This is a genomic window from Caulobacter segnis ATCC 21756, from assembly GCF_000092285.1.
GTDB lineage: Bacteria > Pseudomonadota > Alphaproteobacteria > Caulobacterales > Caulobacteraceae > Caulobacter > Caulobacter segnis.
On sequence record NC_014100.1, the window covers coordinates 3,583,746 to 3,603,197 of the forward strand.

Sequence of the window (19,452 nt, forward strand, 5' to 3'; positions counted from 1 at the left end):
CCCTCGCCTTCGGCTGCAACGTTCTAGAACTTCAGCGTCACGTCCATCAGGTAGCGACGGCCATAGGAGTCGTAGCGACCGATGCGGTTCGGGTCGTTGTCGCGGTACATGCGCAGCGTCTCGTTGGTCAGGTTGTTGACCTGCAGGCGGACGCTGACGTTCTCGCTGATCTTGTAGGACGAGCTGAAGTCGAGGGTCTTCTCGCTTTCCAGCGTCTGCAGATCCGAACCGTTCCAGCCATAGATGACCGTCATCGGCGAGTGGTACTTCCAACCCAGGCGCGCCTCGATCGGACCGTCGGCGTACCACAGGTCGACCGTGGCGGTGTTCTTGGCCAGGCCCGTCATCCGCAGCGGATTGTTGGCCGGCGAGAACTCCTTCAGGTTCGATTCCACATAGGCGTAGTTCGAGTAGATCCCGAACTTGCTGAGCGGACCCGGCAGGAAGAAGAACGGCGTCTGGAAGGTCAGCTCGACGCCCTGGATGTGGCCGCTGCCGCCGTTCGCCGGGCTGGCGACCGTGTAGGTCTGGCCGCCGAACACGACCGGGGTCTGCTTCCAGCCGATGTAGGAGTCGACGTCCTTGTAGTAGTAGGACACCGCCACCAGGGCTTCGGGACGGAAGTAGTATTCGGCCGAGGCGTCGAACTGGGTCGCTTCGAACGGCTTCAGGTTCGGGTTGCCGGCGCTGCCGGTCCACGGCGACCAGTTCGACAAGCTGCGGCTGGCGCGCAGTTCGTCCAGCGGCGGACGCGCGATGACCTTGGCCAGGCCCAGGCGCACGATCTTGCCGCCGCCGAAGTCCAGCTTGGCGTTCGCCGAGGGCAGGAAGTCGGTGTAGTCGTTGCCCACCATGGCGGGCACGAAGGCGCTGGCGGTGTCTTGCCGCAGACCTTCGCTATCGGTCTGGGTGTGGACGATACGGGCGCCGATATTGCCGGTGACCCACGCGCCGGCCGGACCGTCGGCGGCGAAGTTCAGCTTGCCGTAGCCTTCGTAGACCTTCTCCTGGACGGTCCAGCGCTCGGCCAGTTCCTCGGTCGCCTTGGAGACGTCGAAGGCGTTCGCGCCGTAGGCGACGGCCGCGATCTTGTCGATGTCCCCGGTCAGCATGGCCGGCACGTTGGCGCCGTCGCCGAGCGTGTAGGCGGTCAGCAGGCTGGTCGGGATCGTCGCGCCGGTGGCGGTCGGGGCGAAGCTGAAGCTGCTGTGGCTCTTGATGCGGTCCGAGGCGCGAACCCCGAACTGCACGCTCTTGAGCGCGCCGCCGCCGAAGTCGCGGGTGAAGTCCAGCGCGGCGGCCTTCAGTTCGTCGTTCAGGTGCTCGGGACCGTCATACGAACCGGCGAGATCGGCCGTCTGGCTGAGCTTGATGCTCTCTTCGCTGGTGCTGATGGTCGGGGTCTTGCCCGCGCGCCAGTCGAAGGTCGTCCAAGCCGGCCAGGCCTCGAAACGGACGGCCTTCCAGCTGTTGGTGCGCTTGGCCTTGGAGTAGGACACGTCGCCGGCGACGGTCCATTGATCACCCGTCCACTTGCCGTTCAGGCCGCCAGCGAACAGATCCTTGTCCTCGCTGTACTTGGCCAGCACGGTCTGGACCGAGCTGAACGGCAGACGACCGGCGACCACGGTGTTGTTGATCAGCGTGTAGGAGGCGCCCGGAGCGTTATACACCCCGTCGTTCCAGCCGATGTTGTCCGTGCCGGTGTTCCAGTTGCCCCAGTTGTTGGCGCCCCAGACGGTCTGGTCCTGGACCTCGGTGATCTTGATCTTCGAATAGAGGGCGTCGGCCTTCAGTTCGAAATTGTCGGTCGGCTTGTACTGCAGGCCGCCCGAGACCCCGGTGCGCTTCTGGTCGATGCGGCTGGCCGACATCTGAGCGCCCCACGGCGTGGCGTCGAGCTTGCCGTCGCGGTTCAGGTCGCTCGAGTAGTCGCTGGCGCCGGCCGGCGGACGAGCGTTGGAGTCGTTGTAGCCCCAGCCCGTGAACGAGCCGTAGCCGTTCTTCTGGCGCTGGGCGGTGACGCCCAGCACGACGGCGAGGTCGTCGTTGATCTTGCGGACCCACGAACCCGAACCGCGATAGCCGGTGGTGCCGTAGTTCGGGATGTCCTTGCCGCCGTCGTAGAAGACGGGGCCGCCGCGCACGACGAACTCCGGACCGCGATAGTCCAGCGGCGCGATCGTGTTGATGTTGATCGTCGCGGCGACGCCGCCGGCGATCAGGTCGGCCGATTGCGACTTGTAGACCTCAACGCCCGAGACGACTTCGGAAGGATAGATTTCCCAGCGAACGTTGCGGTCGGGCTCGGACGAGGCGACTTCGCGGCCGTTGATGGTGCCCAGCACCAGGCGCGCGCCCAGGCCGCGGACGACGGCCTGGCTGTCGTTGCCGCGGTCGCGCGTGGCGTTGACGCCCGGCAGGCGCGCGATGGACTCGGCGATGGTCACGTCGGGCAGGACGCCGATGTCCTTGGCCGAGATGGCTTCGACGACCTTGTCGGAGCCCTGCTTCACGGCCAGGGCGTCGCGCAGGCTCTTGCGAACGCCGGTGACGACGACCTCCTCAACCTGAGCGGCGTCGGTCGACGGAGCGGTTTGGGCGTGGGCGCCGGTGGCCATCAGCATGGCGAAGCCGCTGGCGGCGGCGAAGAGCGTGGAATGACGAGTCATAGTCTCCCCTCGAAGGAATGGCGCCGCGCTTCGTTTCGGCGAGGCTGCCTCGTGGATCCGGTTGGATCCGGCGCTATTTATCATATCAATCGCACAGCACAAGATGACTTGGCTTAACGACAATCAACTCGCGCGGAACTACTGAAAACCAGCGTTCCGCGGTTACAATTCATTAAGTAAATGCCTAGTCGATCGCGATCACGGAGGCGCCCGTTCCGACCTTCGCCGCCTTGGCCGCGGCGTCGCCGACGGCCGTGGCGTCGCTCGCGCTGGCGACCGTCACCGAGGCGCCCGGCATCAGCCGCGTACGGTAGGTCCACGTCCCGCCTTCCAGAGTCATGGGGCGCGGCCCGGCGCCGCCCAGGAAGTCGCCGTCGATGAAGCGCGTCGCCTCGCCGCGCGCCGTCGCGCGGAAGATCACGTCCACGGGCATGACATAGGGCGTCTTCAGCCAGTCGACGCTTTCGAGGGCCTGGCCCTTGAAGTCGAACAGTGCCGCGTTCTCCCAGTTGGAGCCGACGCCCCAGCGGGTCTTGCACTTGGTCGAGAGCCACGCCGGCTCCCAGTAGACGACCCCGACGCCACCGTTGGTGAAGACCAGCTGGGTCAGGTCGGTCAGGTACTTCTTCTGGCCGGCGGGCGTGGCCGGATAGCCGGCGATCAGCGAGTCTTCGCCCAGCAGATTGGGCGAGGCGTCCGCCCCGTCGTTCGTGAACGGATAGGCGGTCTCGACCACCACGACGTCGGCCGAATAGAGATGGCGCAGGCGATTGATGGTCTGGCCCAGCTGGGCCATCGAGCGCTTGGACCACTTGCTGTAGTAGCTGATCCCGATCAGGTCGAAGTCGGTCACGCCCGCCTTGGCGGCCGCCGCGAACCACGGCTCGACGTTCTCGGGCTGGGCGATGTGCAGCATGATCCGGGGCTTCACCGCGGAGGCCGCGCCGGCGTCACGCACGGCCTTGATCCCGGCGTTGAACAGCAGGGCGTTGCGCTCCCAGTTGATCGGGTCCTTGGCCTTTTCCAGGCTGGAGACGATCTCGCCATTGGTCTCGTTGCCGACCTGGACCATGTCCGGCATCAGGCCTTCGCGATCGAGCTCGGCGAGGGTGTCGCGCGTGAAGGCGTAGAGCGCCTTGGCCTGATCCGGCGTCGAGAGCTTGACCCAGGCCTTGGGGGCCAGTTGCTTGTCGCCGTCGGCCCAGTCGTCGGAATAGTGGAAGTCGAGAAGCACCTCGAGCCCGGCCTTCTTGGCCTTGGCGATGCTGCGCTTGACGTCCTTCAGGTTCGAATAGGGCGTCCAGTCCGGATCGTTCCAGATGCGGATGCGGGCGATGTTCGCGCCGGACGCCTTGAAGAACGCATAGGGCTCGACCGTCTTGCCGCCCGCGCGATAGACCGCGCCGCAGTCCTCCATCTCGTTGGCGTAGGAGATGTCGACGCCCAGATAGGTCTTCGGGGCCGCGAAGGCCGCGCCGAACGGCGAAGCCAAGGACAGGGCCAGGGCGGAAGCAAGGGCGGCGCGGCGCAGGTTCGAGACAGACATGTTTCCTCCGTCGCGGCCTCTCGCCGGCCGCTGAAGAGTGGATATTATTTATCGTATAATTTGGATGCAAGACGCATCCTGGGCGAACACGCCCGTCCCGCCATCAAATGAGCAAGGCGCGAGGCCGAGACGGCGCGACCGTCACGCCCGGCCACGCGGGACTTTTTCTCCGGTTCTCCGCGTGCGTTTCGTCGCTTCGCGGACGCCGGTGGAACATTGGCGCGCGCGCCCTCGTTTGTGCTGCTCACCGCCGCGCCGCGGCCCATCCCCTTTCAGGGAGAGGTGATCGTGATCCCGTAGCGATCCGCTCGCCCCTCCCCGCAGATGCTCGGAGCAGTACCCATGTTTGGTGGCGAACGTCTTTCGCGCCTCGGCCATTTCAGCCCTCAATTCCCGGACGCCGAGGCCCTGCACAAGGGCTTGGCGCACTGGAACCATGAGCGCCTGTCGCCGCGCGCGCCCTTCGACGACTGGCGCGAGGACCTTGATCGTGAGCGCCTCATGAAGCGTCTCGAGGGCGAGTTCGTGGAAGCCTTCCGCGCTCACGTCTCGTCCCTGGTCGCCGAAGTCCCCACCGATGCTGAAGGCTTCGTGGCCTGGTTCGAGGCGCTGAAGGATGACGGTCCCGGCCAGTGGGATCCGCTGTTCGACTGGCTCGAGGGCGAGGCCAGCCTCGAGGACCTGAAGTGGTTCCTGACCCAGGAAGCCGCCGGCGAGGCGGGCTTCGACGACCTGGTCGCCATGACCCAGGTGAAGATCCCCGATCGCGCCAAGCTGGAGCTGGCCCGCAACTATTGGGACGAGATGGGCCGCGGCTCCGCGCGCGGCATGCACGGCCCGATGCTGACCCGGACCACCGCCACGCTGGGCCTGACCCCGACGATCGACACCACGCTGTGGCAGTCGCTGTGCCTGGCCAACACCATGACCGCCTTCGCCACCACGCGCCGTTACGTGTGGCACTCGATCGGCGCGCTGGGCGTCGTGGAGCTGACCGCCCCGACCCGCGTGTCGTGCGTCGACGCCGGCCTCAAGCGCGTCGGCGTCTCGCCGGAGACGCGGAAGTACTTCGCACTCCATGCCCAGATCGACATCGAGCACTCCAAGGCCTGGAACGCCGAGGCGTTGATCCCGCTGGTCGCCGAGGATCCCTCGCGGGCCCGCTTCATCGCCGAGGGGGCGGTCATGCGCCTGCTCTGCGGCGAGCAGTGCTTCGACACCTACCGCGCGCACCTGTGGGCCCACACCCACCCGCTGGTCTACGCGGCCGAATGAGACCTGCGCCTTTCGCTATCCAGCCTCGAGGTGGCGTCATGCCTGAAGAGACTTTGCTGCGGTTCTCGATCGCGCCCAGGGGCGAGGGGGCGTGGCTCTGGCGGACGATCGACCGGGACGGTCGCGTCCGCGCCCACGGGATCGCCCCGAGCAAGAAGATCGCGGCGGCGCTGGTCGTGCGGGAGATCGTCGCCGCACGCCTAGGCCGAGCGCGGTTCGCCGCCCTCCCCTCCGCGAAAGCGGCATAGGGCGCGTTCAAGCGTACGCGGTCAAACCGCCCGAACGCGCTCCAAGCGTCTGTCAGACCGCGTCGCTCTGCAGCCGCAGATAGTTCGGGTCGAACTCGGCGAACGTCGCCAGGCGATCCCAATCGGGAATGGTCACCTGCGTCCCCTTCCATTCGATCAGACCTTCGCGACGCAGCTCCATCAGCACCCGGTTCACGTGGATCGGCGTGAGACCCAGCACGTCGCCGAGATCGGTCTGGGTCATCGGGATCTTCAGCTGGCCATCGCTGGCGAGGCCGGCTGCTTCGAGCCGCCGGTACAGTTCGCAGACCAGGTGCGCCAGCCGGCTGGCCGCGCTCTGCTGGCCCATGGTGACCAGCCATTGCCGGTGGATGGCCCCGTCGATCACCGTCTCCAGCCATAGAAGCCGGCCCAGGTGGGGATGCTGCTCGGTCAGCCGCCGCAGGTCCGCGTGCGGCGCGAACGCCACGACACAATCCGCCAGCGCCACCACCCCATGGTCCATCTGCCGCATCAGCAAGCTGTGCAGATCGATGAAGTCCCCCGCGACGTTGATCTCGGTGAGTTGCCGACCGCCGGCCGCCGTCACGCTGAACCGCGCGCAGAACCCGCTGACCAGAAAGGTGCTGAAGCTGGGTCGATCGCCAGGCGCGATCAGCACCGTTCCCGCCGCGACGGCCCGTTCCGGGCCAAGGAGGCCGCTCAGAACCTCGCGTTCGAGGGCCGAGAGCGTGTCACGGCGCGCCATCTTGCGCACCAGCGGAGCGATCTTTTGCAACGACGGCATGGCGGGCGAGGTCCATCCTTTCTGGTCACGCTGGATCGCCGCACGCCATCAAAAGATGGCTGCGGCTAATCTAGGTTAGGGCGCGGTCCCGCGAGGCCGCTTAACCAGAGCGACCTCGCGGAGTATCGGGTTGCTGAGTTCCACCGCTTTCGCCTTCAACGAACGAGACCAGCGTTTCGTTGTCCTGGATGTCATGGCGCGTCATCGCCGCTCGCCGGGAGTCCCGGCGTGAACCGCCTGTTGATCGCTAGCCTCGACCGCTTCGGTCCCCTGCGCGACAGCGTGCGGGACGACCTGATGGCCTGCTCGCAGGAGGCCGAGCGCTTCGAGCCCGGCCAGGTCATCGCTCCTGCCGGGGCCCGATCCCAGCTCCGGCTGCTGGCGCGGGGCCTGGCGGTCAAGCAGGAGATGCTGCCCAGCGGCGGCCGTCAGATCTTCGGGATCGCCACGCCCGGCGACATTGTCGATCTGGGCGGCCTCTATGTCGGCTTGGACTACGAGGTTCGCGCTCTGGGCGTCTGCGAGGTCCGCAAGACCACGACGCACGAGTTACGGACCATGGCGCGCGCTCATCCGAACCTGTTGGCCGCCCTGTGTCGCGCCGCGCTCACCGAGGCTCAGCAGCAGCGCGGCTGGATGGTCGGCCTTGGTCGTCGCACCGCCCTGGGCCGGGCCGCCAATCTATTCTGCGAGATCTATTGGCGGCAGACCGCCTTGCGCCTCGCGGGCGACGGCAAATGCGACTTCCCCGCCGTCCAGGCTGATATCGCCGACGCCCTGGGGCTCTCGGTCGTCCACGTGCATCGCGTGCTCCGGGCGCTGCGCGACGAAGGTCTGGCGACCTTGCGCCATGGCGTTTTGAAGATCGAGGACTGGGACCGGCTGGCCAATCTTGGCGGCTTCGACGCGGAACGCCTGCGGCCCCAGCAGGAAAGCGCTCAGGCCGCCGCGCCTTAGCCTTCGCCGCCGCCTCCTTGGACGCGGGAAGCTCCGCCGAAAAACTTGACGGGACGCATTCGTCCGCTCGCAGGCCTGGATCGTAGCTACGGACGAAGCGCTTGTGCGCCCAGACCTCCAGGAGACGATCGATGAGGCCCATGCACGGAGAATTTCCGGCAAGCCCCGCTCTAGGCGCCCCGATGCGGATCGCCGTGATCGGCGCCGGGGTCTCGGGCCTCTCCAACGCCTGGCTGCTGAGCCAGCGCCACGACGTCACGCTGTTCGAGGCCGCCGACCGGCTGGGTGGCCACGCGCACACGGTCGACGTCGCCACGCCGAAAGGCCCCGTCGCCGTCGACATGGGCTTCATCGTCTACAACGAATTCAACTACCCGAACCTCACGGCCTTGTTCCGACACCTGGGGACGCCGACCAAGCACGCCGACATGTCGCTGGCCATCTCGCTGGACGACGGCGACCTGGAGTATGGCAGCAAAAGCCTGGCGTCGCTGTTCGCCCAGCCCAGCGCGCTGCTCCGGCCCCGCTTCTGGTCGATGCTGCGCGACCTCAACCGCTTCTACCGCACCGCGCCGGGTCACTTGGCGACCCTCGATCCGGTGGTGTCGCTGAGCCAGTATCTGCGCGAGAACGGCTATGGCGCGGCGCTGAGCCAGGACCACCTGCTGCCGATGGCGGCGGCCATCTGGTCGGCCACCATCGAGGGAGCCGGCGAACACCCCGCCGCGGCCTTCATCCGCTTCTTCGAGAACCATGACCTTTTGCGGTTCGTCGGCCGCCGCACCTGGCGGACAGTCGACGGCGGCAGCCGCGCCTATGTCGACGGCTTGGCCGCGGCGTTCAACGGACGCGTCCGCCTGTCGGCCCGCATCAAGGCCGTGACGCGCCTCGACGACGGCGTGAAGATCATCGAGGCCGATGGCCGCGAGACGATCTTCGACCAGGTCGTGTTCGCCACCCACGCCCCCACCGCCCTCTCCCTTCTGGCTGACGCCGACGCGCGCGAGCGGTCGGTGCTGGGCGCGTTCCGCTACACGACCAATGAGGTCGTGCTGCACCAGGATCGCCGCCTGATGCCGCGCCGCCGTCTGGCCTGGGCCAGCTGGAACCACCTGGGCCGGCGCGATGATCCGGCCAGCGGCTGCGTCAGCTATTGGATGAACCATCTGCAGAGCCTGAAGGGCGCTCCGCCCCTGTTTGTCACCCTCAACCCGCACATCGCCCCGCGCGAGGACCTGGTCCACGAGGTGCGCAGCTTCGAACACCCTCACTTCGACGCCGGCGCCTTGACCGCGCAAAGCGATCTGTGGAGCCTGCAAGGCGCACGCCGGACCTGGTTCTGCGGCGCCTATTTCGGCGCGGGGTTCCACGAGGACGGCCTGCAAGCCGGCCTCGCCGTGGCCGAGCAATTGGGCGGCGTGCGTCGTCCCTGGAGCGTGGCCGACGAGAACGGCCGCATTCCCCTGCGAGCGCCTCAGGTCGCCTCGCCGCTTGAACAGGCCGCGTGACGATGGGCGCTTCGGCGATCTACGAGGGGGTGGTGACGCACCGGCGGTTCTCGCCCGCTTCCCATCGCCTGCGCTATCGCATCTTCATGCTGCTGCTCGACCTGGACGAGCTGCCGGCCTTGGCGTCGAGACTGAAGCTGCTGAGGTTTGGCGCCTTCGGCCTGATGTCGTTCCGCGCCGCCGATCACGGCGACCGTTCGGGCGGAGATCTCAAGGCCTATGCCCGCGAGCGCCTGGGCGAAGCTGGCATCGTCGCCGACGGGCCCATCCGCCTGCTCTGCATGCCGCGCATCCTGGGCTACGGCTTTAATCCGCTGAGCCTCTATTTCTGCCACCGCGCCGACGGCGAGCTGGCGGCGATCCTTTACGAGGTCCGCAACACCTTCGGCCAGAGCCACAGCTATCTGGCCGCCGCGCCCGAACCCAGCTTTGGGCCCGGCGTCGCGCCGGTGCGGCAGAGCGCGCCCAAGCGGTTCTTCGTCTCGCCGTTCATGGACATGGATCTCACCTACGACTTCGAGATCCTGCCGCCGGGCGAGGCCGTCGGGGTCAATGTCTCGGCGCGGCGCGGCGACGAGGCCATCCTGACCGCGCGGTTCGGCGGCCAGCACAGGGCGCTCACCGACGCCAACCTGCTGAAGGCCTGGCTGAAGCATCCCCTGCTCAGCTTCAAGGTCATCCTGGGGATCCACTGGGAAGCCGTCCGGATCGTGGCGCGTGGCGTCTGGCTGCGTCCCCGCCCGCCCCTTCCGCCCGAGCCGGTCACCCTGGGCGCCAGCGTTCGGAGCTAGAGTCATCCAAACAGAGCCATTCGGCGTATCATGGACATGCATGCGACTCAGGCCGCCCATCCCAGCTCTCGAAACCGCGCCGTGACGACAACGTCGCGCGACTTCGACGACTGCGTACTGCGGATCGCGGCCGATCGTGACCGTCAGGCCTTCGCGACGCTGTTCGATCACTACGCGCCGCGCGTGAAGGCGCTCCTGATGCGCAGCGGTTCTCCTCCCGCCGCCGCCGAGGAGCTGGCGCAGGAAACCCTGCTGAGCGTCTGGCGCAAGGCGCACCTCTTCAACCCCGAGCGCGCCTCCTCCGCAGCGTGGATCTTCACGATCGCGCGGAACCTGCGCATCGACAGCCTCAGGCGCGGCGACGCCAGCGTCTATGCCGCCGATCTGGCGCTGGCGGCCGATGAGCCCGAACAGCCCGACGCAATCCTCAGCGGCGCCCAAGACGCCGAACTCGTCAGGGCCGCGATGCGGACCCTGAACCCCGACCAAGCCCGAGCTATCGAGATGGCCTTCTTCCACGAGCAAACCCACACCCAGATCTCCCAGGCCCTGGGCGTGCCCCTCGGCACGGTCAAGGCGCGGATCCGCTTTGGCATGATGAAGCTCCGCGCTTTCATCGAACGCGACGGCGGAGGCGCGGCATGAGCCTGCGTCGCCAACCCAGCGAGGAGCGGCTGCTGGCCTATGCGGCCGGCACGCTCAGCGCGCCCGAGGCCGTGGTCGTCGCCACGCATCTGGCGCTGAAACCGCAGACCCGCCCGTGGGCCGATCTCGGCCGCGCCGTCGGCGGCGTGCTGCTGGACGACGCCGAGCCGGTCGCCCTGGACGCCGGCGCGCGCGAGGCCGCCCTGGCGCGCCTCGACGTCCCGGTCGCGTTCGAGGAGCCCGTCCCGGCGAAATCCGCCGACCCGTCCCTGCCAGAACCGCTTCGCGGCCTGCCGCTGGGGCCCTGGCGCTGGGCCGGCCCCGGCGTGCATGTGCGGAATGTGATCGGACCGCGCGACGGCGACTGCCGCGTGATCCTGCTGCGCATCGCCCCGGGACAGTGCGCGCCGCGCCACACCCATGGCGGGGTGGAGCTGACCTGCGTGATCAGCGGCGCCTACGCCACCGAAGACGGCGTCTTCGCCCAGGGCGACTTCGAGGAGGCCGATCCGAAGGTGACGCACCAGCCGCGCGTCGTCTCCGAGGAAGCCTGCCTCTGCGTGGCCGCGCTAGATGGCCAGATCGTGCTGCCCGGCCGCCTGGGCCGCCTGCTGGCGCCGTTCGTTAAACTCTGAGACCAGCCCCGGCCTTGCCTATGCGGGCGAGGTCTCGATCACGCGGACGCCTTCGGCCTCGCACTTGGCCGCCAGCTCCGGGCTGTCCAGCCGGTCGGTGACGAAGACGTGGACGTCGCCGATATGGCCGATGCGCACCGGCGCGGGCCGGCCCAGCTTCTGGCTGTCGGCGACCAGGATCACCCGGCGCGAGCTCTGGATGATGGTCTGCGAGACCTGGACCTCGTTGATGTCGAAGTCCAGCAGCGAGCCATCCTCGTCCATGGCCGAAGCGCCGATGATGGCGAAGTCGACCTTGAAGTTGCGGATGAAGTCGACCGCGAAAGCGCCCACCGAGGCGCGATCGGCGCTGCGCACCCGCCCCCCGACCACGATGACCTCGACTCCGGGCGATGACGCCAGGATGTCGACGACGTTGAGGTTGTTGGTGATCACCAGAAGTCCGGTGCGCCCCTGCAGGGCCTTGGCCACCTCTTCGGTGGTGGTGCCGATATTGATGAACAACGAGGCCTTTTCGGGGATCAAGGCCGCCGCCGCCGCGCCGATGGCCTCCTTGGCCTCGCGGGCCAGGACACGCCGCGCCTCGTATTCCAGGTTGTCGACCCCGCCCGCCGCGATGACGGCGCCGCCGTGCACGCGGTTGAGCAAGCCTTGATCGCACAGGTCGTTGAGGTCCTTGCGGATCGTCTGCCGCGAGACCTGAAGCTGATCGGACAAGGCCTCGACCGTCACCCGCCCGCTCTTGCGGGCGAGCGCGAGGATCGCCTCGTGACGCTGCTCGATAGCCATCAACGCACCTCCACCTCCGGCTTAGCGCGCGGGCGTCGCTCTTGACCAGCGCGGCTTTCGGATCGGTTTCGGTTTCACGCGCGTTTTTCGCAATAAGTTTCGTTTTCGATTTCGTATTTGCGATTTTCAGAGGAATACGCTAGTGATGCGCAATACGGAAGGAACATCGGACATGGAGTTCGACCTGCTGGTGGTCGGCGGCGGCGTCAACGGCGCGGGCATAGCCCGCGACGCGGCGGGACGCGGGCTGTCTGTGCTGCTGGTCGAGCAGAACGATCTGGCCAGCGCAACCTCGTCGGCCAGCACCAAGCTGGTTCACGGCGGGCTGCGCTACCTCGAGTACTATGAGTTCAAGCTGGTGCGCGAAGCGCTCGAGGAGCGCGAGACGCTGCTGGCGATGGCCCCGCACATCATCTGGCCGCTGCGCTTCGTGCTGCCGCACGCCCACGCCACCCGGCCCGCCTGGCTGGTCCGACTGGGCCTGTTCCTCTACGACCACCTGGGCGGCCGCAAGCGGCTGCCGGGCTCGCGCGGCCTGAGCCTGAAAGGCGCGCCCGAGGGCGCGGCGCTGAAGCCGGAATACGGCAAGGCCTTCGCCTATTCGGACTGCTGGGTCGACGACGCCCGCCTTGTGACCCTCAACGCCATGGACGCCCGCGAACGCGGCGCGGTGGTCGAGACGCGCACCAAGCTGGTCTCCGCCAGGCGGGAGGGTTCGTCCTGGGCAGCCCGGCTGAAGCCTGTCGATGGGCCCGCGCGCCAAGTCCGCGCCCGCGTCATCGTCAACGCCGCTGGCCCCTGGGTTTCGGAAGTCCTGACCGACGCGCTGGACGTGACCACCGGCAGCGGCACGCGCCTGATCAAGGGCAGCCACATCATCGTGCCGCGCCTGTTCGAGGGCGAGCACGCCTACATGCTGCAGAACCCCGACCGCCGGATCGTGTTCGCCATCCCCTACGAGGACCGCTTCACCCTGGTGGGCACCACCGACGTCGCCTGGTACGCGCCGCCAGGACCGGCCAAGATTTCGGCCGAAGAAGTCGACTATCTCTGCGAAAGCATCAATCGCTACTTCGCCCGCTCGCTCACGCCGAGCGACGTCGTCTGGAGCTATGCGGGCGTGCGCCCCCTGTTCGACGACCACGCCGACAGCGCCTCGGCGGTGACCCGTGACTATGTGCTGGAGGTCGACGCGCCCGAGGGCGCAGCGCCAGTGCTGTCGGTGTTTGGCGGCAAGATCACCACCTACCGCCACTTGGCCGACCAGGCGATGAACCGGCTGTCGGCCTTCTTCCCACAAGCCGGTCGCTCCTGGACCCGAGGCGCCGTCCTTCCGGGTGGCGACCTGCCCGACCTGGACCGCGAGGCCCTGGCGCGCGCCTTGCGCGCCGAGTTCCCGTTCCTGCCCGCAGAGATGGCCAAGCGCTTCGCCCGATCCTACGGCACGCGGGCCCGGCGGATCCTGGCGGACGCCAAGACCTTGGCCGACCTGGGCGAGGCGTTCGGCGCGGGGCTGCACGCCGCCGAGGTCGATTACCTGATCGCCGAAGAGTGGGCGCGCACCGCCGAGGACATCCTCTATCGCCGCAGCAAGCTGGGCCTGCACCTGTCCCCGGACGGCGCCGCGCGCCTGGATGGGTACGTGAGGGCGCGGCTGAGCCCACCCGATTGTTTGGCCAATTCAGAAAATTGGCTTGACCAGAGGCGAACAACGGTTTAGCCAAAGCTATAACAACTAAAAATCAATAACTTAGGGAGGGTATCATGCGGAAGTTGATCCTGCTTGCGGGCGCGGCGGCGGGCGTCCTGGTCGCGCCGAGCTTGGCGGCGGCGCAAGACAAGAACGAAACCACGGGCCTCGCCGAAATCGTCGTCACCGCGACGAAGCGGTCCGCCAACCTGCAAAGCGTCCCGGTGGCCGTCACGGCCATCACCGGCGAGACGATCCAGAACCAACGCATCAACGAGTTCGGCGACCTGACCCGCGCCGCCGCGTCTCTGACCCTGACGCAGAGCACCGCCTCGCCCAACAACGCCATCATCCTGCGCGGCATCGGCACCTACGCCTTCTCGATCGGGGTCGAGCCGTCGGTGGCCGTCATCATCGACGACGTGCCGGTGGTGCAGCAGGCCCAGGCCTTCGACAACCTGTCCGACGTCGAGCGCATCGAGGTGCTGCGCGGCCCGCAAGGCACGCTGTTCGGCAAGAACGCCAGCGCCGGCGCGATCAACATCGTCACCCGCGATCCGTCGGTGGTCTTCAGCGGCCACGCCTCGGCCACCGTCACCACCGACCGGGGCTACAAGGCCGACGGCTCGATCTCGGGGCCGATCTCGGACGCCACCGGCTATCGCCTGGGCGTCTACTACAACCACTGGGACGGCAACGTCCGCAACCTGGCCAACGGCCACCGCCTGAACGACAACACCTCGTACGGCGTGCGCGGCAAGCTGCGGTCCGAGCTCACCGACAAGCTGGTGCTGTCGCTGAATGGCTCGTACGCCAAGTCCAAGTCGGACGGCACGGCGGCGACGCTGCGCTCGATCGACCTCAACTACATTCCGGCCGGAGCCACCACCGCGGTGATCCCGCGCTACAACGGCGTTTCGATCCTGCCCGCCCTGGCCGGCATCAAGCCGGGCGCGGATAACCGCAAGACCCGGGTCGACAACGACGGCTTCACCGAGAACAAGCAGGCCAGCTTCAGCGGCAAGCTGACCTATGACCTCGGCTTCGCCAGCCTGATCTCGGTCACCTCGTACCAGGACTGGAAGTACAACTTCTCGGCCGATGTCGACGGCACCGACCTGGCGGTCAACGGGACCGCGCCCAACGTGACCAGCCCGATCGCGCCGGGCGTCGGCGTCAGCAACTCGGGCCCGTACCACTCGACGTCGTTCACCCAGGAAGTGCGCCTGACGTCGAAGGGCGAAGGCCCGCTGTCGTACGTGCTGGGCGCGTTCTACGCGGACGCCAAGACCACCCGCGACTTCCAGCGTGGCCCGGCCCTGATCCTGGCCAAGTGGACCGGCTGGCAGAGCACCCGCAGCGTCGCGGCCTTCGCGGGCGTGGACTATAAGTTCCCGACCAACACGACCATCAGCGGCGCGGTGCGCGTCAACAACGAGCGGATCGAGGACAGCTTCGTCAATCTGCTGTCGACCGCCACGGTCTACGTCTCGCCGACCAATATCGGCACCTGCGGCGCGGGCAGCCAGCTGTGCGCCGGCAGCAACGAGGACACGGCCACCACCTGGAAGCTGTCGGTGAACCAGGAACTGGCGCCGCGCATCTCGGTCTACGCCAGCGCGGCCACCGGCTATAAGGGCTACGCCTACGACATCTCGTCCGGCTACACGCCGCTGCGCACCCAGAACCCCGTGCAGCCCGAGAAGTCGAAGTCCTATGAAACCGGCCTGAAGAGCCGCTTCCTCGACAACCGGCTCCAGCTGAACGTCGCGGCCTTCTACACCGACTACGACAACTTCCAGGCCCAGTCGTCGCAGTACATCAACGGCGCGCTGCAGCAGAAGCTGAACAACGTCGGCAAGCTGCGCACCAAGGGCGTCGAGGTCGAGGCCCAGGCGATGCCGGTCGAATGGCTGCGCCTCGACGCCTCGGCCGCCTATACCGACGCCAAGGTCGTCTCGTTCCCGAACGCGGCCTGCTATCCCGGCCAGGCGCAAACGGGCGTGGGCTGCGCGCCCTCGACCAACCCGGTCGGCCTCGGCAACGTCCAGGACCGCTCGAACACCCAGCTGCCCAACAGCCCGAAGATGAAGATCAATCTGGGCGGCACGGTCACGCGCGACCTCACCAGCGACCTGAAGGGCGTCTTCACCGTCAACTACCAGTACCAGAGCAAGGTCAATTTCGACCTCTTGGGCAACCCGCTGGCCGAGCAAAAGGCCTATGGTCTGGTCAACGCCTCGGCCTCGATCGAGCGCGGCGACGTCAAGGCCACGGTGTTCGTCAACAACCTGTTCAACGAGCACTTCGTGACCGGCATCGGCGACGGTTTCGGCTCGTACGGCGTCCACTACGTGACCCAGGTGCTGTCGCGCGACAGCGACCGCTACTTCGGCTTCAAGGTCGACACCAAGTTCTAGGCAGTCCTCCCCGGACGAACCCTCGACGGGGAGCGGGCTTCGGCCTGCTCCCCATTTTTTATTCAAGACCAGGACACCCGCATGCGAAACGCGCTTCCCCGTATGGCCGGCTTCGTGGCCGGCGTTTCAGCCTGCCTGGCCGCGCTGGGCGCTCAGGCCGCGCCCGGCGACTGGGTCAATGGCGTGCTGGCGATTCCCGCGCCGAAGGAGCCGCCCGCCTTCGCCCTGCCGGTGGCGACGCCGCTGGCCAACCCGGCCCGCGAGGCCTGGGCCCAGCAGGATCCCAAGCAGCGGCTCGTCTACAACGTCTCGAAGCCGACCCTGACGCTGATGCCGGGCGGCCCGGCGGCCGACCAGGACGCTCCAGCGGTGATCCTGGTCCCCGGCGGCGGCTTCCAGTTCCTGGCGATGGACAACGAGGGCTACGACGTCGCCAAACGGCTGGCGCCGCTGGGCGTGCGGGTCTTCATCCTGAAGTACCGGACGATCCCCCTCCCCGACAGCTTCGACGGCTTCAAGGGCGCGCTGGCCGGAACGTTCCAGCGCGGCGAAGGCGCCGCAGATCGCGACCGCCAGGCGCCCTACGCCGTCGCCGACGCCCAGGCCGCCGTCCGCGCGGTCCGCGACCACGCGCGCGAATGGCATGTCGACGCCAAGCGCGTGGGTGTCCTCGGCTTCTCGGCCGGCGCCATGACGGTGCTGGGCGTGCTGCAGGCCAACGCCTCCGACGCGCGACCAGATTTCGCGGGGATGATCTACGGCCCCACCCAGTCGAGCGTGGTCCCGCCCAACGCGCCGCCGCTGTTCGCGGCCCTGGCGGCCGACGACCGGTTCTTCCGATCGCAGGACTTCAGCCTGATCCAGAACTGGCGCGCCTCGGGCGCCTCGGTCGAACTGCACCTCTACAGCGCCGGCGGCCATGGCTTCGCCTCGCAGCCCCACGGCACGACCAGCGACGCCTGGTTCGACCAGTACGCCCTGTGGCTGAAGGCGATGAAGCTAACGCCGTAGAAGACCCCCTCACGTGTCATCCCGGAAGCCTCGTAGAGGCTATCCGGGATGACACGAGCGTTATTAGACTCTCCAGGTCGCGAGACGCCGCGAGACGCCGAGCACGGTCTCCACGCGCATCGCGACGGCCTCGCCGTTCAGGGTCACCGCGCGCGTCTCGGCGGCCGGCAGGACGAGCTTGAGGGCCTCGGCCGGAGCCGGGGCGTTCCCCCGCCAGGCGGCGGTGATCGCCAAGGATTTTTCGCTCGCCTCAACAGTCACGCGCCAGCCCTGCAGCGCGGCCGGATCACCCGGCGCGGCGTCCGCCTCGTCGAAGCCGCTCCAGGCCATGGCGCCCGCGACGGGCGGGTACAGCAGCACCGCCGGCTCCGGCGGGGCGGCGGCGAAGCCGGCGGGGGCGAGGTCGACGAACACGCCCGAACCTTCCTTCGCCAGCATTGGCGGCAAGCCGTCCAGCGGCGCGGCCAGGTCGTGCTCCGCGCCGCCCGCATAGACCTTGTCGTCGCGCAGGTCGCGCCAGGTCGCTCCGGCGGGCAGGTAGGCGCGCACGGTCTCGACGCCCTGGTCCAGCGCCGGCGCGACCAGCAGGTCCGGTCCCAGCAGATAGGCGTCACCATCCTGCCAAGCCCGAGGGTCTTCGGGGAAGTCGAGCCACAACGGCCGGGTCACCGGCTCATAGTCGGCGTGATGGCGCCACAGAAGATCGTGCAGCAGCGGCCGCAGAGCGCGGCGCAGCTTCATCATGCCGACGATCGCCGGCGTGACCTCCGGATACATCCAGGGCTCGTTGACCGTGCCGTCGGTGTTCCAGCTGTGGATCGAGAAGCGCGGCATCACGATGCCCGCCTGCACCCAACGCAGCAGCAGCTCGGGCTCGGGCGCCGGACCCGCGAAGCCGCCGATGTCGTGGCCGGTGTTGGAGACGCCCGACAGCGCCATGCCCAGCCCCATCTTCTGATTGAAGCGCAGGGTCTTCCAGGCGGTGTAGTTGTCGCCCGACCAGGTCTGGGCGTAGCGCTGCATGCCGGCCATCCCGCTCCGCGTCACCACATAGGGCCGCTCGTCCGGGCGATGGGCGATCTGGGCCGCGCGGCTGGCGCGCATCATCAAGAGGGTCTGCACGGGACGTTCGGCGGCCGCGGCGCGCGGCGTTCCGAAGCCGGCGATGCGAGCGCGGCTGTCCCAGATCTCGTACTCGTTGTTGTCGTTCCAGGTGGAGCGGATGCCGTAGGCCAGCAGCTGCTCGGTCACCTGCCCGCGCCACCAGGCGGCAGCGTCGGGGTTGGTGAAATCGACATAGCTGCCGACCTCGTCCCAGAACTGGCAGACGATCGGATCGCCGTCGGCGTCGCTGACGAACCAGCCCTTGTCGGCCAGTTCGGCGTAGCGTGGATGGGTGACCAGCAGGGCCGGCTTGATGTTCGGAACCAGCTCGACCCCGGCCTCGGCGTAGCCGCGCACGAAGCCCGCCACGTCGGGGAACTTCTCCCGGTTCCAGTGGAACACGTAGCGGCGGTCCCCGATCGAGGTGTAGCCCGAGGACAGGTGGAAGGACTCGCACGGGATGTCGTGACGGCTGACGCCGGCGATGAACTCGCCCATGCGCGCCTGGGCGTTCGGGGCGTCGGTATAGGTCATGGTCGAGCCGGAATAGCCCACGGCCCAGCGCGGCATCAGAGCGGGCCGCCCCGTCAGCCAGGTGTAGCGGCGGGTGACCTCGCGGGCGTCCGGACCAGCGATCATGTAGTAGTCGAGGTCGCCGCTCGCCGCCCGCATGTAGCGGTAGTGCGGGTGGTAGTTGTCGTGCTCGTGGCCGAAGTCGAACACCGGATCGGCCGTGGTGTCGTAGAAGACCCCATGCGCCGCGCCCTCGGCGTCGACGACCAAGACGTACGGGATCGACTTGTACAGCGGATCGTCGGCCGAGGCGTCGTAGCCCATCGGATCCAGGTTGGTCAGGCGGAACCGGCGGCCCGCCCGGTCCATCGCCCCCGCCCGCTCGCCCAGGCCGTAGTAGCGCTCGCCCGGCCGCCGCTTGACGTAGTGATAGACGCCCTCGTCCCACCAGCCGAAATTATAGGCCTGGGTCGGACGATCCTCGGCGATGAGGCGCCAACCCTCCGGCGTCGCTTGCGACCAGCGGCACAAGAAGCCCGCCAGCGTGATCTCCAGCCGCAGGCGCGCGGTAGCGAGCACCAGCACCTCGCCGCCCGCCTCCAGCGTGAACGCCGGCGCGGCGAAGCCCGAGACGTCCAGGCGGTCGCGGCCGGGCTCGGCGATATCGGTCTGGCCGGGCGCCACGGCCCAGCTGGGCGGCGAGGTCAGCGCGCCGTCGGCCAGCAGCAGGACCCGGACGACGTCCTCTTCCAGCACGAAGAGGTGCGCCACGGCGCCGGTGTCAGCGCGCAGGGTGACACGCGGACCGTCGCGCTCGGCCAGGGCGAAAAGCGGCGGTTGGGCCAGGCTTGCCTTGCGCAT

General features: G+C 68.0%; 15 protein-coding genes. 10 read left to right on the forward strand and 5 right to left on the reverse strand.

Annotated elements, in window-relative coordinates:
• Positions 1-23 precede the first annotated feature (23 nt).
• Both CSEG_RS16440 and CSEG_RS16445 read right to left on the reverse strand, forming a co-directional pair.
• The gene (locus tag CSEG_RS16440; protein WP_013080359.1) at positions 24-2,672 is read right to left on the reverse strand and encodes a TonB-dependent receptor; all 2,649 of its coding nucleotides are present in this window, start codon (positions 2,670-2,672) and stop codon (positions 24-26) included.
• 184 nt (positions 2,673-2,856) lie between these two features.
• Entirely contained in the window at positions 2,857-4,218 is a 1,362-nt protein-coding gene (locus CSEG_RS16445; protein ID WP_013080360.1) for a glycoside hydrolase family 53 protein, read from the reverse strand.
• Between the two features lie 342 nt (positions 4,219-4,560).
• Between CSEG_RS16445 and CSEG_RS16450 the strand changes: the two genes are divergently transcribed.
• Together CSEG_RS16450 and CSEG_RS16455 are read left to right on the forward strand one after the other, a co-directional pair.
• Entirely contained in the window at positions 4,561-5,493 is a 933-nt protein-coding gene (locus CSEG_RS16450; protein ID WP_013080361.1) for an iron-containing redox enzyme family protein, read from the forward strand.
• A gap of 38 nt (positions 5,494-5,531) precedes the next feature.
• A complete protein-coding gene (locus CSEG_RS16455) occupies positions 5,532-5,741 on the forward strand; it encodes a hypothetical protein (RefSeq protein WP_013080362.1) in 210 nt (69 codons plus the stop codon).
• 52 nt (positions 5,742-5,793) lie between these two features.
• Here CSEG_RS16455 and CSEG_RS16460 read toward each other — a convergent pair whose 3' ends face one another.
• Positions 5,794-6,528, reverse strand: a complete 735-nt coding sequence (locus CSEG_RS16460) for a Crp/Fnr family transcriptional regulator (RefSeq protein ID WP_013080363.1) — start codon at positions 6,526-6,528, stop codon at positions 5,794-5,796.
• A gap of 228 nt (positions 6,529-6,756) precedes the next feature.
• On the opposite strand from CSEG_RS16460, the gene CSEG_RS16465 reads away from it, so the two are divergent.
• The 5 genes from CSEG_RS16465 (at position 6,757) to chrR (ending at position 11,064) form a co-directional block, all read left to right on the forward strand.
• Positions 6,757-7,485 (forward strand): Crp/Fnr family transcriptional regulator, encoded by a 729-nt coding sequence (locus tag CSEG_RS16465; RefSeq protein WP_013080364.1) that lies wholly within the window; start codon positions 6,757-6,759, stop codon positions 7,483-7,485.
• Positions 7,486-7,616: 131 nt separating this feature from the next.
• Complete coding sequence (locus tag CSEG_RS16470) at positions 7,617-8,993, forward strand: NAD(P)/FAD-dependent oxidoreductase (protein ID WP_013080365.1); 1,377 nt, start codon at positions 7,617-7,619, stop codon at positions 8,991-8,993.
• Between the two features lie 2 nt (positions 8,994-8,995).
• Positions 8,996-9,784: a DUF1365 domain-containing protein gene (locus CSEG_RS16475; protein ID WP_013080366.1), complete on the forward strand. Its 789-nt coding sequence runs from the start codon at positions 8,996-8,998 to the stop codon at positions 9,782-9,784.
• A 30-nt stretch (positions 9,785-9,814) separates the two neighbouring features.
• Positions 9,815-10,429, forward strand: a complete 615-nt coding sequence (locus tag CSEG_RS16480) for a sigma-70 family RNA polymerase sigma factor (protein ID WP_013080367.1) — start codon at positions 9,815-9,817, stop codon at positions 10,427-10,429.
• Positions 10,426-11,064, forward strand: a complete 639-nt coding sequence (gene chrR / locus CSEG_RS16485) for a cadmium/peroxide/UV radiation responsive anti-sigma factor ChrR (protein ID WP_013080368.1) — start codon at positions 10,426-10,428, stop codon at positions 11,062-11,064. Before CSEG_RS16480 ends, chrR begins: the two co-directional genes overlap by 4 nt.
• Positions 11,065-11,082: 18 nt before the next feature.
• On the opposite strand, the gene CSEG_RS16490 is transcribed toward chrR, so the two are convergent.
• Complete coding sequence (locus CSEG_RS16490; RefSeq protein WP_013080369.1) at positions 11,083-11,853, reverse strand: DeoR/GlpR family DNA-binding transcription regulator; 771 nt, start codon at positions 11,851-11,853, stop codon at positions 11,083-11,085.
• 172 nt (positions 11,854-12,025) lie between these two features.
• Between CSEG_RS16490 and CSEG_RS16495 the strand changes: the two genes are divergently transcribed.
• From CSEG_RS16495 to CSEG_RS16505, 3 genes are all read left to right on the forward strand, one after another.
• Positions 12,026-13,573 (forward strand): glycerol-3-phosphate dehydrogenase, encoded by a 1,548-nt coding sequence (locus CSEG_RS16495; RefSeq protein ID WP_013080370.1) that lies wholly within the window; start codon positions 12,026-12,028, stop codon positions 13,571-13,573.
• A 44-nt stretch (positions 13,574-13,617) separates the two neighbouring features.
• Entirely contained in the window at positions 13,618-15,963 is a 2,346-nt protein-coding gene (locus tag CSEG_RS16500; protein WP_013080371.1) for a TonB-dependent receptor, read from the forward strand.
• A gap of 81 nt (positions 15,964-16,044) precedes the next feature.
• A complete protein-coding gene (locus CSEG_RS16505) occupies positions 16,045-16,974 on the forward strand; it encodes an alpha/beta hydrolase (RefSeq protein ID WP_013080372.1) in 930 nt (309 codons plus the stop codon).
• A gap of 63 nt (positions 16,975-17,037) precedes the next feature.
• Here CSEG_RS16505 and CSEG_RS16510 read toward each other — a convergent pair whose 3' ends face one another.
• On the reverse strand, positions 17,038-19,452 hold the full coding sequence (locus tag CSEG_RS16510) for a glycoside hydrolase family 31 protein (RefSeq protein ID WP_013080373.1): 2,415 nt from the start codon (positions 19,450-19,452) through the stop codon (positions 17,038-17,040).

Coding starts and splice junctions, on each gene's coding strand:
- CSEG_RS16440 (WP_013080359.1), bottom strand. CDS start 2,672: ATGACTCGTCATTCCACGCTCTTCGCCGCCGCCAGCGGCTTCGCCATG.
- CSEG_RS16445 (WP_013080360.1), bottom strand. CDS start 4,218: ATGTCTGTCTCGAACCTGCGCCGCGCCGCCCTTGCTTCCGCCCTGGCC.
- CSEG_RS16450 (WP_013080361.1), top strand. CDS start 4,561: ATGTTTGGTGGCGAACGTCTTTCGCGCCTCGGCCATTTCAGCCCTCAA.
- CSEG_RS16455 (WP_013080362.1), top strand. CDS start 5,532: ATGCCTGAAGAGACTTTGCTGCGGTTCTCGATCGCGCCCAGGGGCGAG.
- CSEG_RS16460 (WP_013080363.1), bottom strand. CDS start 6,528: ATGCCGTCGTTGCAAAAGATCGCTCCGCTGGTGCGCAAGATGGCGCGC.
- CSEG_RS16470 (WP_013080365.1), top strand. CDS start 7,617: ATGAGGCCCATGCACGGAGAATTTCCGGCAAGCCCCGCTCTAGGCGCC.
- CSEG_RS16475 (WP_013080366.1), top strand. CDS start 8,996: ATGGGCGCTTCGGCGATCTACGAGGGGGTGGTGACGCACCGGCGGTTC.
- CSEG_RS16480 (WP_013080367.1), top strand. CDS start 9,815: ATGGACATGCATGCGACTCAGGCCGCCCATCCCAGCTCTCGAAACCGC.
- chrR (WP_013080368.1), top strand. CDS start 10,426: ATGAGCCTGCGTCGCCAACCCAGCGAGGAGCGGCTGCTGGCCTATGCG.
- CSEG_RS16490 (WP_013080369.1), bottom strand. CDS start 11,853: ATGGCTATCGAGCAGCGTCACGAGGCGATCCTCGCGCTCGCCCGCAAG.
- CSEG_RS16495 (WP_013080370.1), top strand. CDS start 12,026: ATGGAGTTCGACCTGCTGGTGGTCGGCGGCGGCGTCAACGGCGCGGGC.
- CSEG_RS16500 (WP_013080371.1), top strand. CDS start 13,618: ATGCGGAAGTTGATCCTGCTTGCGGGCGCGGCGGCGGGCGTCCTGGTC.
- CSEG_RS16505 (WP_013080372.1), top strand. CDS start 16,045: ATGCGAAACGCGCTTCCCCGTATGGCCGGCTTCGTGGCCGGCGTTTCA.
- CSEG_RS16510 (WP_013080373.1), bottom strand. CDS start 19,452: ATGCGCAAGGCAAGCCTGGCCCAACCGCCGCTTTTCGCCCTGGCCGAG.